The sequence below is a fragment of the Tianweitania aestuarii genome, assembly GCF_018457165.1.
GTDB lineage: Bacteria > Pseudomonadota > Alphaproteobacteria > Rhizobiales > Rhizobiaceae > Tianweitania > Tianweitania aestuarii.
On the sequence record NZ_JAFMNX010000001.1, the window covers coordinates 1,389,372 to 1,409,902 of the forward strand.

Below are 20,531 nucleotides of genomic sequence, written 5' to 3' on the forward strand. Positions count from 1 at the left end.
GGTGGCCTCCCTCAGAAGAACTCGAGGCTGACGCGGAACATCTGCTCCGCGCTTTTGACGCCTTCAGCCGAGGCGAACATGACAACGCGGTCCTTCGCCTTGACCTGGAAGTCGCCGGATGGCCGCAACACGGCGCCGTTGCGGTAAATGGCGCCGATGCGGATGCCGGCCGGCAGATGGAGATCCCGCAAGGCCGTTCCAACCAGCGGCGAGGTTTCAAGCGCTTCAGCCTCGATGATCTCGGCAGCACCGCGTCCGATGCTGTGCACAGCGCGGATGCGGCCGCGACGCACATGCTGGAGCACGCGAGAAATGGTGACGGATCGTGGATTGACCTGCGCGTCGATGCCTAATGTGTGGGTGAATTCCTGGAACGACGGATTGTTGATCAGCGTCAGGTTGGAGCGGCAGCCGAGACGCTTGGCCATGATGCTCGACAGAACATTGACCTGATCGTCATTGGTCAGGGCGACCATCAGATCCGTGTCGTCGATATCAGCTTCCGTGAGCAGCTTCTGGTCAAGGGCGCTGCCGTGCAGGACAACCGTGCGGCGTAGCTCGTCGGCGATGGCGACGGCGCGTTCCCGGCCGCTTTCGATGATTTTGACGCGCGTTCGGCTTTGCTTCTTTTCAAGCGTCTGCGCGACATACAGGCCGATATTCCCGCCGCCTGCAATGACGATGCGGGTCGCTTCCTGCTTGTCGTGCCCGAACAGGCCGAGTGTCCGACGCACGTGGTCCTTGGCAGTTACGACATAAGCAAGATCGCCGGCAAACAACTGATCAGTCGAGCGCGGAACAAACAAGCGCCCTTCCCGGCTGATGGCGACGACCGTGGAAAGTAGATCGGGGAACAGTTCGCTCAGTTGCGCCAGGGGCGTGCTGATAACCGGACATTCGTCCAGGCATTCAATCGCCACCATCGCGATGTCGCCTTCGGCGAATAGGACGACATCGTTCGCGCCAGGCAACGCAATGCGGCGCAAGACGAGTTCGGCGACTTCGCGCTCGGGCGAAATGATCACGTCGATCGGCATCTGCTCGCGTGCGAACAGGTCCTGGTACTGCGAAAGAAGGTAAGACTGCGCCCTCACCCGGGCGATCTTGGTGGGCACGTTGAAGAGCGAATGCGCCACCTGACAGGCGACCATGTTGACTTCATCGTAGAGCGTGACCGCTACGATCATGTCCGCATCCTGCGCGCCTGCCCGGGCCAGCACATCGGGATGGGCGCCGTGGCCGACGAAGCCCTTTGCGTCCAGTGTATCGCGGACGTTGCGGATCAGTTCAGGCGAGACGTCGATAACCGAAACGTCGTTGCGTTCGGCCGCCAGACGTTCCGCGATACCGTATCCGACCTGGCCGGCACCGCAGATAATGACCTTCATGACAGACCCTGTTCAGGAATTAGACGCCGAGAGATTTGAGCTTCCGGTGAAGCGCTGAACGCTCCATACCAATGAACTCGGCGGTACGCGAGATATTGCCGCCAAAACGGTTGATCTGCGCGATAAGATATTCCTTCTCGAAATGCTCGCGGGCTTCGCGTAGCGGCAGCGCCATGATGTGCTGATCCGACTGGTTCGGCGCACGGGGCATCATGTCTCCGATTTCTGCCGGAAGCAGATCGGCGGTGATCGGCGCGCTCTCGTCGCCGTCCCGCGAGAGAATCAGCAGACGCTCGATATTGTTGCGAAGTTGACGGACATTGCCCGGCCAGTTATGCGCCTGCAGCACCGCCATCGCATCATTGCCAATCTGCCGCGGCCGGATGCCGGCACTGCGCGCCGTCTGGCGCATGAAGCTGTCGACGAGAAACGGAATATCCTCACGCCGTTCCGCCAAACCCGGCACCACAACGGGAACAACGGCGAGGCGGTGATACAGATCCTCGCGAAAGCGACCCTGCGCCGTCATTGAATCGAGGTTGTGCGCCGTGGACGAAATGATACGCACATCGACCTTCACGCGCTTCGTGCCACCGACGCGCTCGAACTGTTGATCCACCAGCACGCGCAGGATCTTGTTCTGCGTTTCGCGCGGCATGTCGGCGACTTCATCGAGGTAGAGGATGCCGCGATGCGCTTCTTCCAGCGCGCCGACCTTGCGCCCACCGCCATCCGACGATTCGGTGCCGAACAGCTCGATCTCCATGCGGTCCGGCGTGATCGAGGCTGCGCTCAGCGCAACGAAGGGGCCGCTCTTGCGCGCCGAATGCGAATGAATGGCGCGCGCCACCATCTCCTTGCCCGAACCGGAGGGGCCCAGAATCATGATGCGGCTGTTGGTCGGCGACACCCGCTCGATCGTCTGGCGTAGCTGGTTCATGGCAGCCGAGGTGCCGATCAGATCAAAATTGTCGCCGCTGCGCTTCTTGAGGTCGGACACCTCTCGCTTCAGCTTGGAGGCCTCCAGCGCACGTTCAGCGATCAGGATCAGCCGGTCCGCCTTGAACGGCTTCTCGATGAAATCATAGGCGCCGCTGCGAATGGCGGACACGGCCGTTTCCACATTGCCGTGACCCGAGATCATCACGATCGGCAGATCAGGATGCAGCTTCTTGACCTCAGCGAGCAGTTCTAGACCGTCCAGGCGCGAGCCCTGCATCCAGATATCGAGAAAAACGAGCCGCGGCACGCGGTCGTTGATGGCTGCAAGCGCACTATCCGCATCATGGGCCGTGCGGGTCTCGTGCCCTTCATCGTCCAGAATGCCTGCAACGAGGTCGCGGATGTCGGCTTCGTCGTCAACGATGAGGATATCAGAGGCCATCAATCACCTTCTCGGCTACGGGTTGCGGGGCGGTGCCGGCTCCATTTCGGTCGACCTGATCCACCGCCGGCAGAACGATACGGATCAGGGCGCCCCGGCCTTCATGGAAGTCCTTTGGGGCATCGTGCAGTTCGAGGTGGCCGCCATGGTCCTCGACGATCTTCTTGACGATCGCCAAGCCGAGCCCGGTGCCCTTCTCGCGCGTGGTCATGTAGGGCTCGAGCAGGCGCTGGCGATTTTCGCGCGGTAGACCTTTGCCGTTGTCCATGACATCGACCTGGATCATTGCGCCTTCGCGTCGTGACGCAACCCGGATGACACCATCCGTGCGCTCGGCACCTTCGATCGCTTCAGCGGCGTTCTTGATGATGTTGCCGAAAGCTTGGCTGAGAAGACGGCTATCGAACTGCCCTTTCAGCGGAACAGAGCCAAAGTCTCGTTCGAAGCTGATCTCCGAGCGGCTGACCTCGACCAGGAACGAGGCTTCATGCAGCGCTTCCCGGAGGTCGATGAGCTTCAGCTCGGGCTTGGGCATCCGTGCAAAGGCCGAGAATTCATCGACCATGCGGCCGATGTCACCGACTTGGCGAATGATCGTGTCCGTACACTGGTCGAACACCTCGCGGTCTTCCGTGATGACCTTGCCGTAGCGGCGCCGTATGCGCTCGGCGGACAGCTGGATCGGTGTCAGAGGATTTTTGATCTCATGCGCGATACGGCGCGCGACATCGGCCCATGCCGACGAGCGCTGCGCCTGCACGAGATCGGTGATGTCATCGACGGTCACGACATAAGAGCGTTCGTTCTCTTCGCCGCTTTCCTCGATTGTCACCTGAACGTTGAAGGTGCGCTCGGCGCCGGCGCGGAAGAACGTGACCTGTTCGCGGTAAACGGCGCGTCCAAGCTCGCGCGCTGCGTTCAGAACGCCGCCGACATGCGGCAGAACTTCCGACAGGTTCTTGCCAATAGCCGTCGAAAACGGCAGTGCCAGCATCGTCAGGGCGGATCGATTTACGACCTGGATTTCTCCATTCGGATCGACGCCGATCACGCCCGCCGTCACACCGGAAAGCACGGCTTCGGAAAAGCGGCGGCGGTCTTCCGCATCATCACGCGCCGAGAGGATCTCGTTGCGCTGCGATTTCAGCTCCTGGACCATCTTGTTGAACGTATCGCCGAGCGAGGCGACGTCGCCGTCCGTTGCGCGGACCTGCACGGCAGCATCCATGTTGCCGCTCGCAACCTTGTCAGCCGCGCCGATCAACTGACGGATAGGCCGCACAATACGATCGGCCACGGCAATACCGGTCCAGATGGCAGACAGGACGATGATCAGCGTCAGCCCGATATAGATCAGAGCGAACGCGATCTGCGTTGTGCGGCGGTTGTTGCCGAGATCTCGATAGGCATCGGCATTGGCCCGCACGATCTGACGAGCGCGGATGACCTCGGGATCAACCAGGCGGATCGTGTAGAGATAGAGATCCGGCAGCTCCTTCAGCCGAATGATGGCGCCGACGATGTTCTGGCGTAGCGGCGGGATCAGCACGGGCTTGCCGTCTGCAGCCGTTCGAACGGCTTCAATCGGCGGCGGCGGGATCTCGAAATTGTTGTTCGGCGCGTCGGCCGACATCTCGAACGATCCATCGGCGCGGATGAGCACGGCACCCGCCAAGGCGCGGCCGATCACATGCCGTTGCATGAGTTCCCGAAAACCGGTGCGGTCGAGATTATAAACTGATCGCGACTGGTCGAGGTCATGCGCCATGGACAAGGTCGTGCCCTGCAGATTGCGGGCGTTTTCCTGCACATAGGCTTCGGCGATCGACAGCGACGTGTTGATGATCGTCTTGGTGCGGATCTCGAACCAGCGATCGAGACCGACATCCAGCGAAATCGAGGCAACCACCGCGACGAGAATCGCTGGAATGGCCGCGATCAGCGCGAACATCGCGACGATACGGACGTGGAGGCGGGAAGCCGCCCTGCCCGCGCGCCGTGCCCGATAGATGCGGTAGATCTCGCGGCTGATCAGCCCGAAGAGAACCAAGACCGAAAGCGCATTGGCGCCGATCAGCGCCAGAACCGCTTCTTCATTCGGCTCGATGGGCGTCAAACCCATGAGGATCGTGAAGGAGATGCCGCCGACGACTAGCGCGCAAACCACGGCAATCACGCCCGGCAGGAGGCTGACGCGCCGTCCTTCAGATGTGTAGGTCTGCCTCAACAGCGGACCGGATGCGGCTGGTGCCTGCGCAGTCATATGGTTGCAAATCACCCCTCGAGTCCGTTGCACTTATGCAACGCAATGTGGCGAGATTGCAACAAACGCCTGTGTGATGCGCGTTCATCAACAGGCGCTTTGGCGTGTCGCCGTGCTCAGCGGCCGCCACGATAAACGTTGACGCCCAATTCGCGGATCTTCTTGCGCAGCGTGTTCCGGTTGAGACCGAGAAGCTCGGCCGCCTTGATCTGATTGCCGCGTGTGGCGGTCATCGACGCCAGAACGAGCGGGTATTCGACCTCTGCAAGGAGCCGCTGGTACAGACCGGGTGGCGGAAGATCGGTGCCGAACTCCGCGAAGTAGCGCTGCAGATAAACTTCAACGGCTTGGCCGATGGAAAGGTCGTCAGGCAGACCGGCACTGGTGCCGCCGCCGCTGACGGTATCGCGGGTGCGCAGCTCCTGTTCGATGATTTCAGCTGCAATCTCGTCCTGCGGGTAAAGCGCTGCCAGCCGGCGGATCAGGTTTTCAAGCTCGCGTACATTGCCCGGCCAAGGATAGCGCTTCATCAGGTCGTAGCCGGCAGGCGTGATTCGCTTCTGCTGCAGCCCCTCGCCTTCGCCCTGCTTGAAGAAGTGGCGTACGAGGTCGGGAATGTCTTCGCTGCGTTCACGGAGCGGCGGCAGCCGCAACGGAACGACGTTGAGGCGGTAGAACAGGTCTTCGCGAAAAAGCCCCTGATTGATCAGCGTGCGCAGATCCTTGTTGGTGGCGGCAACGATGCGGACATCCGTCTTGATCGGCGTGCGGCCACCAACCGTCGTGTATTCGCCCTGCTGAAGCACACGCAGAAGCCGAGTCTGGGCTTCCATCGGCATGTCGCCGATTTCATCGAGAAAGAGCGTGCCGCCTTCCGCTTGTTCGAAGCGGCCCGTCGAGCGGTTCTGCGCTCCGGTGAACGCGCCCTTCTCGTGGCCGAACAATTCCGATTCGATCAGATCGCGCGGAATGGCCGCCATGTTGATGGCAACGAACGGCCCGTTGCGACGGCGGCCATATTCATGCAGGGCGCGCGCCACCAGCTCCTTGCCGGTTCCAGATTCGCCCGAGATCATCACGGTGAGATCTGTCTGCATCATGCGCGCAAGCATGCGGTAGATGTCCTGCATGGCAGGCGAGCGCCCGACGAGCGGCATCGAATCCGGCTGCTCTTCCAGATTGCGATCATGGCGCGGCTTCTTCGGCTCCGACAGCGCGCGATTGACGATGTTGAGCAGTTCGGTGAGGTCGAAAGGCTTGGGCAGATACTCGTAAGCGCCGGATTCGGAGGCGCGGATCGCAGTCATGAACGTGTTCTGTGCGCTCATCACGACGACCGGCAGATCCGGGCGTGCCTTCTTGATGCGCGGCAGCATGTCGAAGGCGTTCTCGTCCGGCATCACGACATCCGTGATAACGAGATCACCATCGCCCGCCGAGACCCAGCGCCAAAGCGTTGTGGCGTTGGAGGTCACGCGCACATCATGGCCGACGCGCGACAGCGCCTGGTTGAGCACAGTGCGAATCGCGGCATCGTCATCGGCGATCAGGATGCTGCCTTTGACTGTCATTTTGCTTGGTATCCGTCGGAGGAGGAGGAGGAAGAGGAGGGATGCCGGCCATGGTCGTCTTTCCAGGCAGGCATCAGGATGCGGAAGGAAGTGCCGCGCGGTGTGGAATCACATTCGATCACGCCACCATGCTCGCCCACGAGCTTGGCGACGAGCGCCAGTCCCAGGCCGGAGCCATTAGTCTTGGTGGTGATGAACGGATCAAACAGGATCGGCAAAATGTCTTCGGACACGCCCGGTCCATTGTCGATGACGCAGAATTCCAGCGGCAAGGAAACGCGGTCCCTGGAACCAGGTGCCATGACCCGGATGCCGGGCCGAAAGGCGGTGGTCAGCGTAATTTCGCCATGCGGATTGTTGCCGATCGCTTCGGCTGCGTTCTTCACGAGGTTCAGGAAGATCTGCACCAGCTGGTCGCGATTGGCATAAACCGGCGGCAGGCTGGGATCGTAGATCTCGTTGATCTTGATGCGTCGCGCAAAGCCGTTTGCCGCGATCGCTTTTACCCGGTCAAAAACGACATGGATGTTGACCGGCTGACGCTCGATCGGACGCTCGTCGGAAAAGACTTCCATACGATCAACCAGCGACACGATGCGGTCGGTTTCCTCGGTGATCAGCCTTGTGAGCGATCTGTCTTCGTCGGACACGGCGGTTTCAAGAAGCTGGGCCGCGCCGCGGATGCCGGACAGCGGGTTCTTGATCTCATGCGCGAGCATCGCTGCCAGTCCCGTCACCGAACGCGCAGCACTGCGATGCGTCATCTGGCGCTCGATCTTGTCGGCCATGGAGCGCTCCTGCAGCATCACCACCACGGAGCCAACGATCTCGGGTACAGGCGCGACATAGACGTCGACCAGCTTTTCCAAGCCCAGGCGTGGGCTGGAAACATCGACGCGGTATTCGTTGACGGGCGCATTGCGTTCGCGGACCTGATCAACAAGGGTCAGTAAGGGACTGCCGAAAGGAAGCAGTTTGTCGAGCGAGTTCTTGGCGAGAACGGCTGCGCTCGAGCGGAAGAAATCCTCGGCTTCGGCATTGGCGAAGCTGATCAGCCCCTCACCATCCACCATGATCACGGGGCGCCGGATCGTGTTCAGAACGATGTTCGCAGGAGCGGCCGCGCTCGAAGGGTCGAAACTCATGCGACCATCTCCAGATCGGGTGAAGGCGAGAAAGCCGAACGCAGTTCGCGGATAACGGCGGCGGGATCCAGACTGGTCATGATCGCCGCCTTGCGTGCTTGGGAAAGATGCGGAACGTGCCGGTCGAGATACCAGCCGAGATGCTTGCGCGCCTGCCGAAGTCCGCTTTCACGTCCATAAAGGCTCAACATATCCTCGTAATGGAACACGACGTAGCTGGCGAGGTCGGCCGGCTTTGTGTCCATGCCGCTGGCAACAGCACCGGCTGACCAAGGCGCTCCGTAATGGGCGCGGCCCATCATGACAGCATCGGCGCCCGAAGCTGTGAGGGCAGCCTGTGCATCGGCTAGAGATTCGATGTCGCCATTGACGACAACTGGCAGAGACACGGCCGCTTTCACGGCAGCCACGGCGCTCCAATCGGCCGCACCCTTGTAGAACTGGCAGCGGGTGCGTCCGTGCACCGTCACCATCGACACACCCGATTGCTCGGCGCGAGCGGCGAGTTCAGGTGCGTTGCGCGAGTCGTCGTCCCAACCAAGCCGCATCTTCACCGTCACAGGAACGGAAACCGCAGCGACAACCGCGTCGATCAGGGACACGGCGTGATCGAGGTTGCGCATGAGCGCCGAGCCGCAATAACCGCCTGTCACCTTCTTCGCCGGGCATCCCATGTTGATGTCGATGATATCGGCGCCCTCGCCTGCTGCGACCTTTGCCGCTTCGGCCATGGCGCCGGCTTCACGACCGGCGAGCTGGATCATGTGGACGGGCAAGCCGGAATGGCGTAGGCGTCTGCGGGAATCCTCATGGCCCTTGACGAGTTCGCCGCTGGCAACCATCTCGGCCACCACAAGTCCCGCGCCATGATCAAAGGCGCGCTGCCGCAACGGCTCGTCGGTGATTCCCGACATCGGAGCCAGAAACACGCGATTGCGCACGATCGCTGAGCCGATCGTCAGAGGTGCCGCTAGAATGTTCAACTCGGTCATGCTCAAAAACCAAGCAATGGCGTGGAATGCTTGTTCTCTAACCAGCTTTGCCGCCACTCGCAATGGTGCTGCTTGCAATCCGTGCAGCTTTGCTGATGTGACCTGTTCAAGAGCGGCAGGTCTTTGAGGTGAGCGTCCTGAACGACATGCCTTCGGATATCCCGGTTATCATTCTCGCAGCCGGACGTGGTGAGCGGGCTGGACAGGCAGAAGGCCCGAAGCAGTATCGCATGGTAGGCGGTAAACCTGTCATCGCTTGTACGCTTGAAGCGTTCACGGATCATCCCGCAGTGGGAAAGATCATCGTTGCCATTCATCCCGATGACGAAAGCTTGTTCCACGCCGCCACGCAGGATCATGCGGACCGCGTCACCTTCGTTCACGGTGGAGCAACCCGCCAAGCCTCGACGCGGCTGGCGCTCGAGGCTTTAGCTGAAGGCTTTCCGAAATTCGTCATGATCCATGACGCCGCCCGCCCCTTTGTGGATGCAGGTCTGATCTCACGCGTAGCGGCCGCCTTGAACGGCGCTGAAGCCGTTCTTCCCGCGTTACCTGTGTCCGACACGATCAAACGGGCTGATGAGGATCTCAACGTTCTGGAAACAGTTCCGCGTGAGGATCTGCATGCCGCACAAACGCCTCAGGCCTTCAACTACCAGCGCATCCGCTATGCGCATCGTCTGGCAGCCGAAGAGGGCCTCGATGCCTTCACCGATGACGCTGCCATCGCAGCTTGGGCAGGCGTTGCGGTGCGGATCGTGCCGGGCGCCGTCGACAACATCAAACTGACTTGGGCGAGAGACATCGCAATGGCAGACCAGCGGCTGCAAATATCAGCCACCTTCCCCGATGTGCGCACCGGCAACGGCTATGACGTTCATTCTTTTGAGGCAGGTGATGCTGTCTGGCTCTGCGGCGTGTCGATCCCGCATCATAAGAAGCTGTCAGGCCACTCCGACGCGGATGTCGGTCTCCATGCCCTCACCGACGCCTTGCTGGCCACCTGCGGTGCAGGTGACATCGGTACGCACTTTCCCCCGTCTGATCCGCAGTGGCGCGGCGCATCCTCCAAAATCTTCGTGGAGCATGCCGCCAAGATCGTTCGCGAGAATGGCGGACGGATCGCCAATGCTGACGTGACCCTGATCTGCGAGGAACCGAAAGTCGGTCCAAACCGTCATGCTATGGTGACGGCCATGGCCGCGATGCTCGGAATCGATCCAAAACGCGTGTCCGTGAAAGCCACCACAAACGAGCGGCTCGGCTTTATCGGCCGCTCCGAGGGCATTGCCGCCATCGCCACCGCATCTGTTGTTTATCCCGGGAGCCTGGAAGAATGAGCGAAGACACCGATCTGGTTGTGGAGTTTCTGAAGGGTTGCTGGGAGCGCCGTGTGATGGCGGCCACCGCTGAATCCTGCACCGGCGGCCTCATCGCCACGATGCTGACAGACGTGCCTGGTGCATCAGCCGTCGTGGATCGTGGCTTCGTAACCTATTCCAACGCAGCCAAGGTCGAGATGCTCGGTGTTTCCGCGGACACTCTGGAGCAGTTCGGCGCTGTCTCCCAGCAAGCTGCCATCGAAATGGCTGCTGGTGCCTTGGAGCACTCCAAGGCGGGAATCGCTTTGTCGACATCTGGAATCGCCGGTCCCGAAGGCGGCACGGACGACAAGCCCGTTGGTCTCGTCTGGTTCGGCATCGCCGTGGAAGGCCGCAAGCCGATGGCGATCAAGCGCATCTTCGAAGACAATGGACGCGAGTTCATCCGGCGTGAAGCTGCCCGCACCGCGCTTCAGTATGGTGTCGAGGCGCTTCGCGGCGCCTGACGCCGTTTAGGCTGGCCGACCGTAGATGACGTCGGCCCGCTTCTCGAACGCTTCGGAGAACATACGAAAGGCGCGATCGAACATCGCGCCCATCATCGCACCGAGAATGCGGCTCTTGAACTCGTAGTCGATGAAGAACTGGATGTCCGTTCCACCATCCTCGGTCGGCACGAACTTCCACTGGTTGGTCAGGTAACGGAACGGGCCATCCATATACTTCACGTCGATGACGTTCTCGGCAGGCTTGAGAACGACCTGGCTCGTGAACGTCTCGCGTATCGCCTTGTAGCCGACGCTCATATCCGCAACGAGCACGGTCAAGCCATCGCGTTCTCGCTTGGAACGAACGCTCAGCGCTTCGCAAAGCGGCAGGAACTGGGGATACTGTTCGACATCCGCAACAAGCGCAAACATCTTGTCCGGCGCATGGCGGACATGCCTTGTGGTCTGGAACTGAGGCATCAGGCGGCGGTTACTGCGGCAGCTTTCAATTGCGCTTCACGCGCCAGACGCAGCCGCGCAAAATCTTCGCCGGCGTGATGAGAGGAGCGCGTCAGCGGGCTCGACGCGACAACCAGGAAGCCTTTCGACAGCGCGACCGTCTCGTAAGACTTGAACTCGTCAGGCGTCACGAATGCCTTCACGGGATGGTGCTTCTTCGTCGGCTGCAGGTACTGGCCGATCGTCATGAAATCGACCTCTGCGCTGCGCAGATCGTCCATGAGCTGAAGCACTTCATTCCGCTCTTCGCCCAGGCCGACCATGATGCCGGACTTCGTGAAGATGGATGGATCAAGCTCCTTCACCCGCTGCAGCAGGCGGATGGAGTGGAAGTAACGCGCGCCTGGCCGCACGGTGAGATAGTTGGACGGCACGGTTTCGAGGTTATGGTTGAACACGTCGGGGCGAGCGGCAACCACGACTTCGAGAGCGCCGTCTTTGCGCAGGAAATCGGGCGTCAGGATCTCGATGGTGGTCTGTGGTGTGCGTTCGCGAATGGCGTGGATAACTTCCGCGAAATGCTGCGCGCCGCCATCCGCCAGATCGTCGCGATCGACCGAAGTGATCACCACATGCGCCAGCCCCATCTGCTGAACCGCCTTGGCCACATTGGCCGGTTCAAATGGATCGAGTGCGAGCGGGCGTCCAGTGGAAACATTGCAGAAGGCACAGGCGCGTGTGCAGATCTCGCCCATGATCATGAAGGTAGCGTGCTTCTTTTCCCAGCATTCGCCAATGTTCGGGCAGCCAGCCTCTTCGCAGACCGTGACGAGTTTGTTCTCTTTCACGATCGAGCGCGTTTCGGCGTAGCCTCTCGATGTGGGCGCCTTCACGCGAATCCAGTCCGGCTTGCGCGCCACGTCCTGATCGGGACGATGCGCCTTTTCGGGATGGCGCAGGCGGGGGCGCTGAACGGTGTCGAGAACGGTGACCATGTCATCCCCATTCGAAGTGTCCGGGTCGCCGCCGAGTGCAGCGCAACCCTCTCCCCGCATGTAAGACGACTGAATACAAAAGAAAACCCCGCCCGCGCCGGTGAGCGCGAACGGGGATCTGCCTTGCAGAAAGAGTGGATCTAGCGGCGGACCAGGCGGCCAATCCAGATCAGCAAACATGCGCCGATGAAGCCCGTGATCAGGTACGCGATCCAGCCGACGCCGAGGATGCCGATGTTGAGAGCAACGAGGATCGCGTTCAGCACGACCGCACCGATGATGCCCAGAATGATGTTCATGAAGAGACCCATGTCGCTCTTCATGACCTTTTCGGCCAGCCAACCGGCCAAGCCACCGATGATGATGGCTGCGAGCCAACCTACGCCATTCATTTCCATATCCCGCTCCTTTTGATTGCCAGCGCAAAATACCCCGTGCGCTTCCGAGGAACGGCGAAAGCCATTCCGGGTCGGAAACGTTCTTAGCTGTACTTTGGTTCCACGACAGGGACGCGTTCTATGAAGATGGCCCGATGGATCAGGCGTTCAGCGCCCAACCATAGGCGTCAAGCACGCTTTCCTTCATCATTTCGGACAAAGTTGGATGCGGGAAGATCGTATGCATCAGCTCTTCCTCGGTGGTTTCGAGGTTCATCGCCACCACGAAGCCCTGGATGAGTTCGGTGACTTCCGCACCCACCATATGCGCGCCGAGCAACTCGCCGGTCTTGGCATCGAAGATCGTCTTCACCAGACCCTGATCCTCGCCCAGTGCGATGGCCTTGCCGTTAGCTGCGAAGGAAAAGCGACCAACGCGAATCTCGCGACCCGTTTCCTTGGCCTTTGCTTCCGTCAGACCCACTGATGCGACCTGCGGCTGGCAGTAGGTGCAGCCGGGGATTTTGCCTTTGTCGAGGGCATGAACATGCAGACCCGCAATCTTCTCGATGCAGGTGACGCCTTCATGCTCGGCCTTGTGCGCCAGCATCGGAGCACCGGCAACATCGCCGATGGCGTGAATGCCCGGGACATTGGTCGTGCCCTTGCCGTCGGTCTTGATGATACCGCGGTCGAGTTCGATGCCTAGCGCTTCCAGGCCCAGATTCTCGAAGTTGCCCTGTACGCCGACAGCGGAAATCAGCTTGTCCGCCTTCAGCTGCTGGGTCTTGCCGTCCTTTGTTTCGATATGCGCAACCACGCCGTCGGCCGTTTTCTCGACCTTGGCAACCTTGGCTTCAAGAAGGAACTTCAGCCCCTGCTTCTCCAGCTGTTTCTGCGCGAACTTGGAAATCTCGGCGTCTTCCACCGGCATGACCTGCGGCAGAAGCTCGACGACCGTCACATCCGCACCCATGGTGCGGTAGAAGGAGGCGAACTCGATGCCGATCGCACCCGAACCCATGACAATCAGAGACTTCGGCAAAGCCTTGGGAACCATGGCTTCGAAGTAGGTCCAGATCTTGTCGCCATCCGGTTCGATGCCGGGCAGAACGCGCGGCCGCGCGCCGGTTGCGATGATGATGTTCTTGGCCTTGTAGGTGCCCTCGCCCAGCGTGCCCTTCGGCGCTGGCGGCTGCGGCTCCATGGCTTTCTTGGTTGATTTACCGACGACGATCTCGCCCGGCGCTTCACCCTTGGCTGCCTTGGTGATCTTGGCTTCACCCCAGATCACGTCGACCTTGTTCTTCTTCATGAGGAAGCCGACGCCGCCGTTCAGGCGCAGCGAAACGCCGCGCGAACGTTTCACCACGGCATCCACATCGGCAGACACCTGGCCGTCGATCTTGAGCCCGTAAGCTTCCGGATGCTGGGCGTAATGCATCACCTCTGCCGAGCGCAGGAGCGCCTTGGTCGGTATGCAACCCCAGTTCAGGCAGATGCCGCCAAGATGCTCGCGCTCCACGATCGCGGTCTTGAGACCGAGCTGAGCCGCGCGCACGGCGGCGACATAACCGCCAGGACCCGAGCCGATGATGATCACGTCATAGGTTGTGTCGGCCATCACCGTCTCCTTAAAGTCCAAGCATCATTCTGACGATCGGCTCAAGGCCCCTGCCGATCGCTTTTGTATTGGCGGCATCGAGATGGATGCCGTCGAGCGGCGATGTCTTCGCCACCGCGCCCGCATCGAAAAAGCCGCATCCGAGTTGGTCGGCCAGGTCGGCATAAAGCGGCGCGAGCATATGCGACTCGTCAATCGAGCCGGCAAAGATCGCGGCAAAGTCCGGATCGGCCGTTTCGCAGATCACCGGCGGCGCCACGATCAGGATGTCAGGCGCATCCGCAGCCATCGGATAGGCATGATAGCGAACGATCTCGATCAGCCGTTCCATGCCCTGGCGAGCGCCATGTGCCTTGCCGCAGATCAACGGCTTCATGTCGTTTGTGCCAAGCATAAAGATCACCAGATCGAGCGGTGCATGCGTGGACAAGACGGAAGGCAGGATGCGTGCGCCGTTCCGGTCGGCGGGAGCGAGGTGATCGTCCCACACCGTGGTGCGGCCGTTCAGGCCTTCGGCTATGATCGCCGCCTGATCGCCGAGAGCCGCCTGAAGAACGCTCGTCCAGCGATCCTCATGGGCGTGGCGACCGCTGCCTTCGGGGTCGTAACCCCAAGTCAGCGAATCGCCATAACAAAGCGCCGTCTTCATGGCCGCTTAAACCAGCATGCCCAGCGGGTTTTCGATATGGCGCTTGAAAGCGCCGATCAGTTCGGCACCCAGCGCGCCGTCCACCGCACGGTGATCGGTCGAGAGCGTCACCGACATCACTGTTGCAACCTTGATCTCGCCGCCCTTCACGACCGCCCGCTCTTCGCCCGCGCCGATCGCCAGGATCGTTGCATGCGGCGGGTTGATCACGGCTGCGAAATCCTTGATGCCGAACATGCCGAGATTGGACACGGCAGTCGTACCACCCTGGTACTCCTCGGGCTTCAGCTTGCGCGAGCGTGCGCGGGCCGCCAGATCCTTCATCTCGTTCGAGATGGTCGACAGCGACTTTTCTTCCGCCCGACGAATGATCGGCGTGATCAGTCCGCCTGGAATGGAAACGGCAACTCCGACATCGGCATGCTTGTGCATGACCATGTTGGTTTCGGTCCAGGACGCGTTAGCCGTTGGAACATCGCGCAACGCAAGCGCCATGGCCTTGATGATCATGTCGTTGACCGAAAGCTTGTAGAGCGGGGCTTCGCCCTTCTCGGTCTTCTTCATGGGCGATGCGGCGTTGAGCTGCTGGCGCAGGGCCAAAAGCGCGTCGAGCTCGCAATCCACCGTCAGGTAGAAATGCGGAATGGTCGACTTGGCTTCCACCAGACGGCGCGCGATCGTCTTGCGCATGCCATCATGGGGCACGAGTTCGTAGGAGCCTTCCTCGAACAGCTTGAGAACGGCTTCGTCCGACATCCCTTTCGGTGCGGATGCCGCTGCCGGAGCGGTTGCACCGGTCTGGGCCGCTGTCGCCGTCGGCTGAGCGGACCCTGCCTTGCCTGCACCTTCAACATCGGCCTTCACGATCCGACCGCGCGGACCGGAACCGGAAAGGCTCGCCAAATCGATACCTGCATCCTTGGCCAAACGACGTGCAAGCGGTGACGCAAACACGCGTTCGCCTTCCGACTTGGCAGGCGCCTTTGGAGCCGCTTCGGTCTTCGGCGCGTCCGAAGGCTTCTTCGCGCCATCGACAGGAACATCGCTGCCGCCATAGCCCGACTTGGCTGCGGCATTGCCTTCCGGGTCGCTCTTCTGCGGTTCAGCCGATTTTGGGGCCTCCGCAGGCTGGCTCGCCGGTTCGGCTGCTGCAGCCGCGCTGGCGTCTTCGCCCTCGGCCGCCAGAACGGCGATGAGAGAATTGACCTTCACGCCTTCGGTGCCGGCTGCAACGACGATCTTTGCGACAGTGCCTTCGTCGACGGCCTCGACTTCCATCGTGGCCTTATCGGTTTCGATCTCGGCGATCACATCGCCGGGCGCTACCTTGTCGCCTTCCTTGACCAGCCACTTGGCGAGGTTGCCCTCTTCCATCGTGGGTGACAGGGCCGGCATGGTGATGTTGATCGGCATGACGCTCCCCTTAAGCCCGGTAAGTAACGGCTTTCACCGCTTCAACCACATCTGCAACAGTCGGCAGGGCCAGCTTTTCCAGATTGGCCGCATAAGGCATCGGCACATCCTTGCCGCAGACCGTGATGACCGGCGCATCGAGATAATCGAAGGCGCGCTGCATGACCTGGCTGGCGATATGATCGCCGACCGAATTCTGCGGGAAGCCTTCTTCGATGGTCACGAGCCGGTTCGTCTTCTTCACCGAAGCGAGGATCGTGTCGAAATCGAGCGGACGGATCGTGCGAAGGTCGATGATCTCCGCATCGATACCCATCTCGCGCAGTTCCAGCTCTGCCTTCACAGCATAGGTCATACCGATGCCGGCGGACACGATGGTCACATCCTTGCCCTGCTTATGGATGCGCGCCTTGCCGATCGGCAAAACGAAATCATCCAGCTTCGGCACATCGAAGGATTGGCCGTACAGGATCTCGTTCTCGAGGAAGATCACCGGATTGGGATCGCGGATCGCCGCCTTGAGAAGCCCCTTGGCGTCGGCAGCGGTATAAGGCTGCACCACCTTCAGGCCCGGGATATGGCTATACCATGCCGCATAATCCTGGCTGTGCTGAGCACCGACGCGTGCGGCAGCACCGTTCGGACCACGGAACACGATCGGTGCACCCATCTGGCCACCCGACATGTAGAGCGTCTTCGCAGCCGAATTGACGATCTGGTCAATCGCCTGCATCGCAAAGTTGAACGTCATGAACTCGACGATCGGCTTCAAGCCTGACATCGCTGCGCCAACGCCAACACCGGCAAAGCCATGTTCGGTGATCGGCGTATCGACAACACGCTGCGCGCCGAATTCCTGAAGAAGGCCCTGCGTGATCTTATAGGCGCCCTGATATTCGGCGACCTCTTCGCCCATCACGAAGACGTCCTTGTCGCGGCGCATCTCCTCGGCCATCGCGTCGCGCAGGGCTTCGCGAACGGTGGTAGACACCATTTCCGTGCCGGCCGGAACATCGGGATCAGCGGCAACATCAACCTTGGGTGCTGCTGGAACCTTTGTGTTGTCCGCCTGGGACGAAGGCTCGTCCGTGGAACGGCGTGCCTTTTCGCCGGCATCACCGGCAGAGCTGACGGTCGCCTTATCATCGTTGTCGACGCTGGCAACCGGCGATGCAGCGGCTTCACCGGAAGCGGACTGAGACCCGGACGCTTTGCTGGAGCCGATGTCACCGGCGCTTTCGCCTTCTTCCAGCAGAACCGCGATCGGCGTGTTGACCTTCACGCCTTCGGTGCCGGCGGCGATCAGGATCTTCCCGAGCGTGCCTTCATCAACGGCTTCCACTTCCATGGTCGCCTTATCGGTCTCGATCTCGGCAATGACATCACCGGGGGCAACGGCGTCGCCCTCGTTCTTCAGCCATTTCGAAAGATTGCCTTCCTCCATCGTGGGAGACAAAGCGGGCATAAGGATATCGATCGGCATACCCGTTTCTCCTTAAAGCAGAATGTCGGTGTAGAGCTCGGATGCGTCCGGCTCTGGATCGGTCTGGGCGAAATCGGCGGAGTCGGCGACGATGTCGCGAACTTCCTTGTCGATCGACTTGAGTTCGTCTTCGCTGGCCCAGCCATTCTCGATCATACGGTTCTTCACCTGTTCGATCGGATCATGCTCGGAGCGCATCTTCTGCACTTCGTCCTTCGAACGATACTTCGCCGGATCCGACATCGAGTGACCGCGATAGCGGTAGGTCTGCATTTCCAGGATGATGGGACCCTGGCCGGAGCGCGCATATTCGAGCGCATATTCGGATGCCGACTTCACGGCGCGCACATCCATGCCGTCGACCTGCATGCCAGGAATCCGGAAAGAAACACCGCGCTGCGAGAACACGGTCTCAGCAGACGAACGCGAGACCGAAGTGCCCATCGCGTAGCGATTGTTCTCGATCACATAGACCACCGGAAGCTTCCACAGCGAGGCCATGTTGAAGCTCTCATAGACCTGGCCCTGGTTGGCCGCGCCATCACCGAAATAGGTGACGCAGACCGAGCCGTCTTCGCGGTACTTGTTTGCAAAGGCCAGACCCGTGCCGAGCGACACCTGCGCGCCGACGATGCCGTGGCCGCCGTAAAACTTGTTCTCCTTGGAGAACATGTGCATGGAGCCGCCCTTGCCTTTGGAATAGCCGCCGCGACGTCCGGTCAGCTCGGCCATCACGCCGCGCGGATCCATATCCATGGCCAGCATGTGGCCGTGATCGCGATAGGCGGTGATCATCTGATCACCTTCGCGCATGCCGAGCTTCATGCCCGTAACAACAGCTTCCTGACCGATATACAGATGGCAGAAGCCGCCGATGAAGCCCATGCCGTAAAGCTGGCCGGCCTTTTCTTCGAAGCGACGAATCAACAGCATCTGCCGGTAAGCGGCGAGTTCCTGTTCTTTCGAAAGCGTGGAAGGCGCAGGAGCTTCAAGCGTTCCGCGCAGTTGCATATCTGGTTTTGCGTCAGCCTTCGCTTTCGCCGGCGATGTTTTCGCGGCAGTGGCCATGCTCGACTCCCTCAAACTGTCTCTTGGCGGACATCAACGAGGCTCGGAAGCTCCGATGCCCGGGTCGAGAAAGACGCTAGCACGCAGAAAGCCGCACCGCCATGCGCAAAATGCATGGCTGTTATGCGGCTAACCTGTTGAAAGTTGGGAAGGAAAAGCGATGAACTCAGATCCGGTTCATCGCAGAAATGGAGGCAGATCAGCCTCCACGCTGGCGCAGAATGACCAATTCGTCGTCGTGGGAAAGGTTCAGCGAGCGGCGCGCCTGCTCATCGAGCATGTCCTTCTCGATAGAACCGTCCTGCAGAAGGCGCACGCGGGTCTCGAGTGCAATGCGTTGGCTGCGGATAGTGTCGAGTTGTTTCTGCAAGGCGGCGGCGCGCTCTTCCAGGGCATACTTGGAGTAGATGCCGTACTCACCATGCCAGGCATGGAAGCCGAAATAGGAAAGAAAGACGATCGTGATGACCGGCAGAATGAGCCGGCCGAAGTTCCGTTGACGATGTTGACGAGTCCACATTGGCGCGATCCGCTACTATCGCGCCAATGTGGACGAACGTGCTTAACGGCGCGTTACAATTAGGCTCAACGAGCCCGCAAAATGCTCGAACCGGCGTACTTTGCCTGCGGTCCGAGCTCCTGCTCGATCCGAATCAGCTGGTTGTATTTCGCCAACCGGTCAGAGCGTGCCAGTGAGCCGGTCTTGATCTGTCCGCAGTTGGTGGCAACCGCCAGATCCGCAATCGTCGCGTCTTCCGTTTCGCCGGAGCGGTGGGACATCACCGCCGTGTAGCCTGCCTTGTGCGCCGTCTCGACCGCATCCAGCGTTTCGCTGAGCGAGCCGATCTGGTTGACCTTTACCAGGATCGAATTGGCAACGCCCATCTTAATGCCGTCGCGCAGGCGTGCGGTATTGGTCACGAAGAGATCGTCACCGACGAGCTGGACCTTCTTGCCGGCAAGATCGGTCAGCGCCTTCCAACCGTCCCAGTCGTCTTCCGACATGCCGTCTTCGATCGAGATGATGGGGTAATCGGCGGCCAGTTTGGCGAGATACTCAGCCTGTTCCTGCGGTGAGCGGGTCTTGCCCTCGCCTTCATAAACGTAGTTGCCGTCCTTGAAGAATTCGGTTGCAGCGCAATCCAGAGCGATGAACATGTCTTCGCCCGGGCGATAACCGGCCTTCTCGATCGACGCCGTCACGAAGTCGAGCGCATCCACAGCGCTCTTCAGGTTCGGAGCGAAACCACCTTCGTCGCCGACGTTGGTGTTGTGGCCAGCATCCTTCAAGCGCTTCTTCAGAGTGTGGAAGACCTCGGCGCCCATGCGCACCGCGTCGCGCAGGGTTTCTGCGCCCACCGGCATGATCATGAATTCCTGGAAGTCGATCGGATTGTCGGCATGCGCGCCGCCATTGATGATGTTCATCATCGGAACCGGCAGAACATGGGAATTGACGCCGCCGACATAGCGGTAAAGCGGCAGGCCGGATGACTGCGCCGCGGCCTTGGCGACCGCCAGTGAAACGCCGAGGATCGCGTTTGCACCCAAACGGCCCTTGTTGGCGCTGCCGTCGAGCTCGATCATCGCAGTGTCGATCTGCAACTGGTTCTCGGCGTCCATGCCGCCGATCGCGTCAAAGATCTCGCCGTTGACGGCGTTGACGGCCTTCTCAACGCCCTTGCCGAGATAACGATCGCCGCCGTCACGCAATTCGACGGCTTCGTGTGCGCCGGTCGATGCGCCCGAGGGCACTGCGGCGCGGCCGAAAGCGCCGTCCTCGAGATGCACATCGACTTCAACCGTCGGATTGCCGCGGCTGTCGAGAATTTCACGCCCGATGATGTCGATAATGGCCGTCATTGCTGCCTCTCCGCTATGATCTTGATCTCGCGGATGTCCTTATCGGA

At 60.6% G+C, this 20,531-nt stretch carries 18 protein-coding genes; 2 read left to right on the forward strand and 16 right to left on the reverse strand.

Features of this window, described 5'->3' with window-relative positions; genetic code table 11:
* Positions 1-11: 11 nt before the first annotated feature.
* From trkA to dusB, 6 genes are all read right to left on the reverse strand, one after another.
* A complete protein-coding gene (trkA, locus tag JYU29_RS06890) occupies positions 12-1,388 on the reverse strand; it encodes a Trk system potassium transporter TrkA (protein WP_213983937.1) in 1,377 nt (458 codons plus the stop codon).
* A 19-nt stretch (positions 1,389-1,407) separates the two neighbouring features.
* Positions 1,408-2,772 carry a nitrogen assimilation response regulator NtrX gene (gene ntrX, locus JYU29_RS06895; protein ID WP_213983938.1) on the reverse strand — a complete coding sequence of 455 codons (1,365 nt, stop codon included), beginning with the start codon at positions 2,770-2,772 and terminating at the stop codon, positions 1,408-1,410.
* Positions 2,762-5,035 carry a sensor histidine kinase NtrY-like gene (locus tag JYU29_RS06900; protein WP_213983939.1) on the reverse strand — a complete coding sequence of 758 codons (2,274 nt, stop codon included), beginning with the start codon at positions 5,033-5,035 and terminating at the stop codon, positions 2,762-2,764. The genes ntrX and JYU29_RS06900 overlap by 11 nt, the downstream gene beginning before the upstream one ends.
* Before the next feature lie 116 nt (positions 5,036-5,151).
* Entirely contained in the window at positions 5,152-6,606 is a 1,455-nt protein-coding gene (gene ntrC / locus JYU29_RS06905) for a nitrogen regulation protein NR(I) (protein ID WP_213983940.1), read from the reverse strand.
* Entirely contained in the window at positions 6,603-7,751 is a 1,149-nt protein-coding gene (locus JYU29_RS06910; RefSeq protein ID WP_213983941.1) for a two-component system sensor histidine kinase NtrB, read from the reverse strand. Before JYU29_RS06910 ends, ntrC begins: the two co-directional genes overlap by 4 nt.
* The gene (gene dusB, locus JYU29_RS06915; protein ID WP_213983942.1) at positions 7,748-8,743 is read right to left on the reverse strand and encodes a tRNA dihydrouridine synthase DusB; all 996 of its coding nucleotides are present in this window, start codon (positions 8,741-8,743) and stop codon (positions 7,748-7,750) included. Before dusB ends, JYU29_RS06910 begins: the two co-directional genes overlap by 4 nt.
* 146 nt (positions 8,744-8,889) lie before the next feature.
* On the opposite strand from dusB, the gene JYU29_RS06920 reads away from it, so the two are divergent.
* Together JYU29_RS06920 and JYU29_RS06925 are read left to right on the forward strand one after the other, a co-directional pair.
* The gene (locus JYU29_RS06920) at positions 8,890-10,083 is read left to right on the forward strand and encodes a bifunctional 2-C-methyl-D-erythritol 4-phosphate cytidylyltransferase/2-C-methyl-D-erythritol 2,4-cyclodiphosphate synthase (RefSeq protein ID WP_213984307.1); all 1,194 of its coding nucleotides are present in this window, start codon (positions 8,890-8,892) and stop codon (positions 10,081-10,083) included.
* Positions 10,080-10,571, forward strand: a complete 492-nt coding sequence (locus tag JYU29_RS06925; protein ID WP_213983943.1) for a CinA family protein — start codon at positions 10,080-10,082, stop codon at positions 10,569-10,571. The genes JYU29_RS06920 and JYU29_RS06925 overlap by 4 nt, the downstream gene beginning before the upstream one ends.
* Positions 10,572-10,577: 6 nt before the next feature.
* Here the strand turns inward: JYU29_RS06925 and JYU29_RS06930 are convergent, their stop codons facing one another.
* From JYU29_RS06930 to eno, 10 genes are all read right to left on the reverse strand, one after another.
* Entirely contained in the window at positions 10,578-11,033 is a 456-nt protein-coding gene (locus tag JYU29_RS06930; RefSeq protein ID WP_213983944.1) for a type II toxin-antitoxin system RatA family toxin, read from the reverse strand.
* Positions 11,033-12,007, reverse strand: a complete 975-nt coding sequence (lipA, locus tag JYU29_RS06935) for a lipoyl synthase (protein ID WP_213983945.1) — start codon at positions 12,005-12,007, stop codon at positions 11,033-11,035. The genes JYU29_RS06930 and lipA overlap by 1 nt, the downstream gene beginning before the upstream one ends.
* Positions 12,008-12,147: 140 nt before the next feature.
* Positions 12,148-12,405, reverse strand: a complete 258-nt coding sequence (locus JYU29_RS06940; RefSeq protein ID WP_213983946.1) for a GlsB/YeaQ/YmgE family stress response membrane protein — start codon at positions 12,403-12,405, stop codon at positions 12,148-12,150.
* A 139-nt stretch (positions 12,406-12,544) separates the two neighbouring features.
* Positions 12,545-14,008 (reverse strand): dihydrolipoyl dehydrogenase, encoded by a 1,464-nt coding sequence (gene lpdA / locus JYU29_RS06945; RefSeq protein ID WP_213983947.1) that lies wholly within the window; start codon positions 14,006-14,008, stop codon positions 12,545-12,547.
* Between the two features lie 10 nt (positions 14,009-14,018).
* The gene (locus JYU29_RS06950) at positions 14,019-14,657 is read right to left on the reverse strand and encodes an SGNH/GDSL hydrolase family protein (protein WP_213983948.1); all 639 of its coding nucleotides are present in this window, start codon (positions 14,655-14,657) and stop codon (positions 14,019-14,021) included.
* Between the two features lie 6 nt (positions 14,658-14,663).
* Positions 14,664-16,070 (reverse strand): pyruvate dehydrogenase complex dihydrolipoamide acetyltransferase, encoded by a 1,407-nt coding sequence (locus JYU29_RS06955; protein ID WP_213983949.1) that lies wholly within the window; start codon positions 16,068-16,070, stop codon positions 14,664-14,666.
* A gap of 10 nt (positions 16,071-16,080) precedes the next feature.
* The gene (locus JYU29_RS06960) at positions 16,081-17,553 is read right to left on the reverse strand and encodes a pyruvate dehydrogenase complex E1 component subunit beta (protein WP_213983950.1); all 1,473 of its coding nucleotides are present in this window, start codon (positions 17,551-17,553) and stop codon (positions 16,081-16,083) included.
* Positions 17,554-17,565: 12 nt separating this feature from the next.
* Positions 17,566-18,621: a pyruvate dehydrogenase (acetyl-transferring) E1 component subunit alpha gene (gene pdhA, locus JYU29_RS06965; RefSeq protein ID WP_213983951.1), complete on the reverse strand. Its 1,056-nt coding sequence runs from the start codon at positions 18,619-18,621 to the stop codon at positions 17,566-17,568.
* A gap of 199 nt (positions 18,622-18,820) precedes the next feature.
* Complete coding sequence (locus JYU29_RS06970) at positions 18,821-19,141, reverse strand: FtsB family cell division protein (RefSeq protein ID WP_213983952.1); 321 nt, start codon at positions 19,139-19,141, stop codon at positions 18,821-18,823.
* Positions 19,142-19,206: 65 nt separating this feature from the next.
* A complete protein-coding gene (eno, locus tag JYU29_RS06975) occupies positions 19,207-20,484 on the reverse strand; it encodes a phosphopyruvate hydratase (protein WP_213983953.1) in 1,278 nt (425 codons plus the stop codon).
* Between the last annotated feature and the right edge of the window lie 47 nt (positions 20,485-20,531).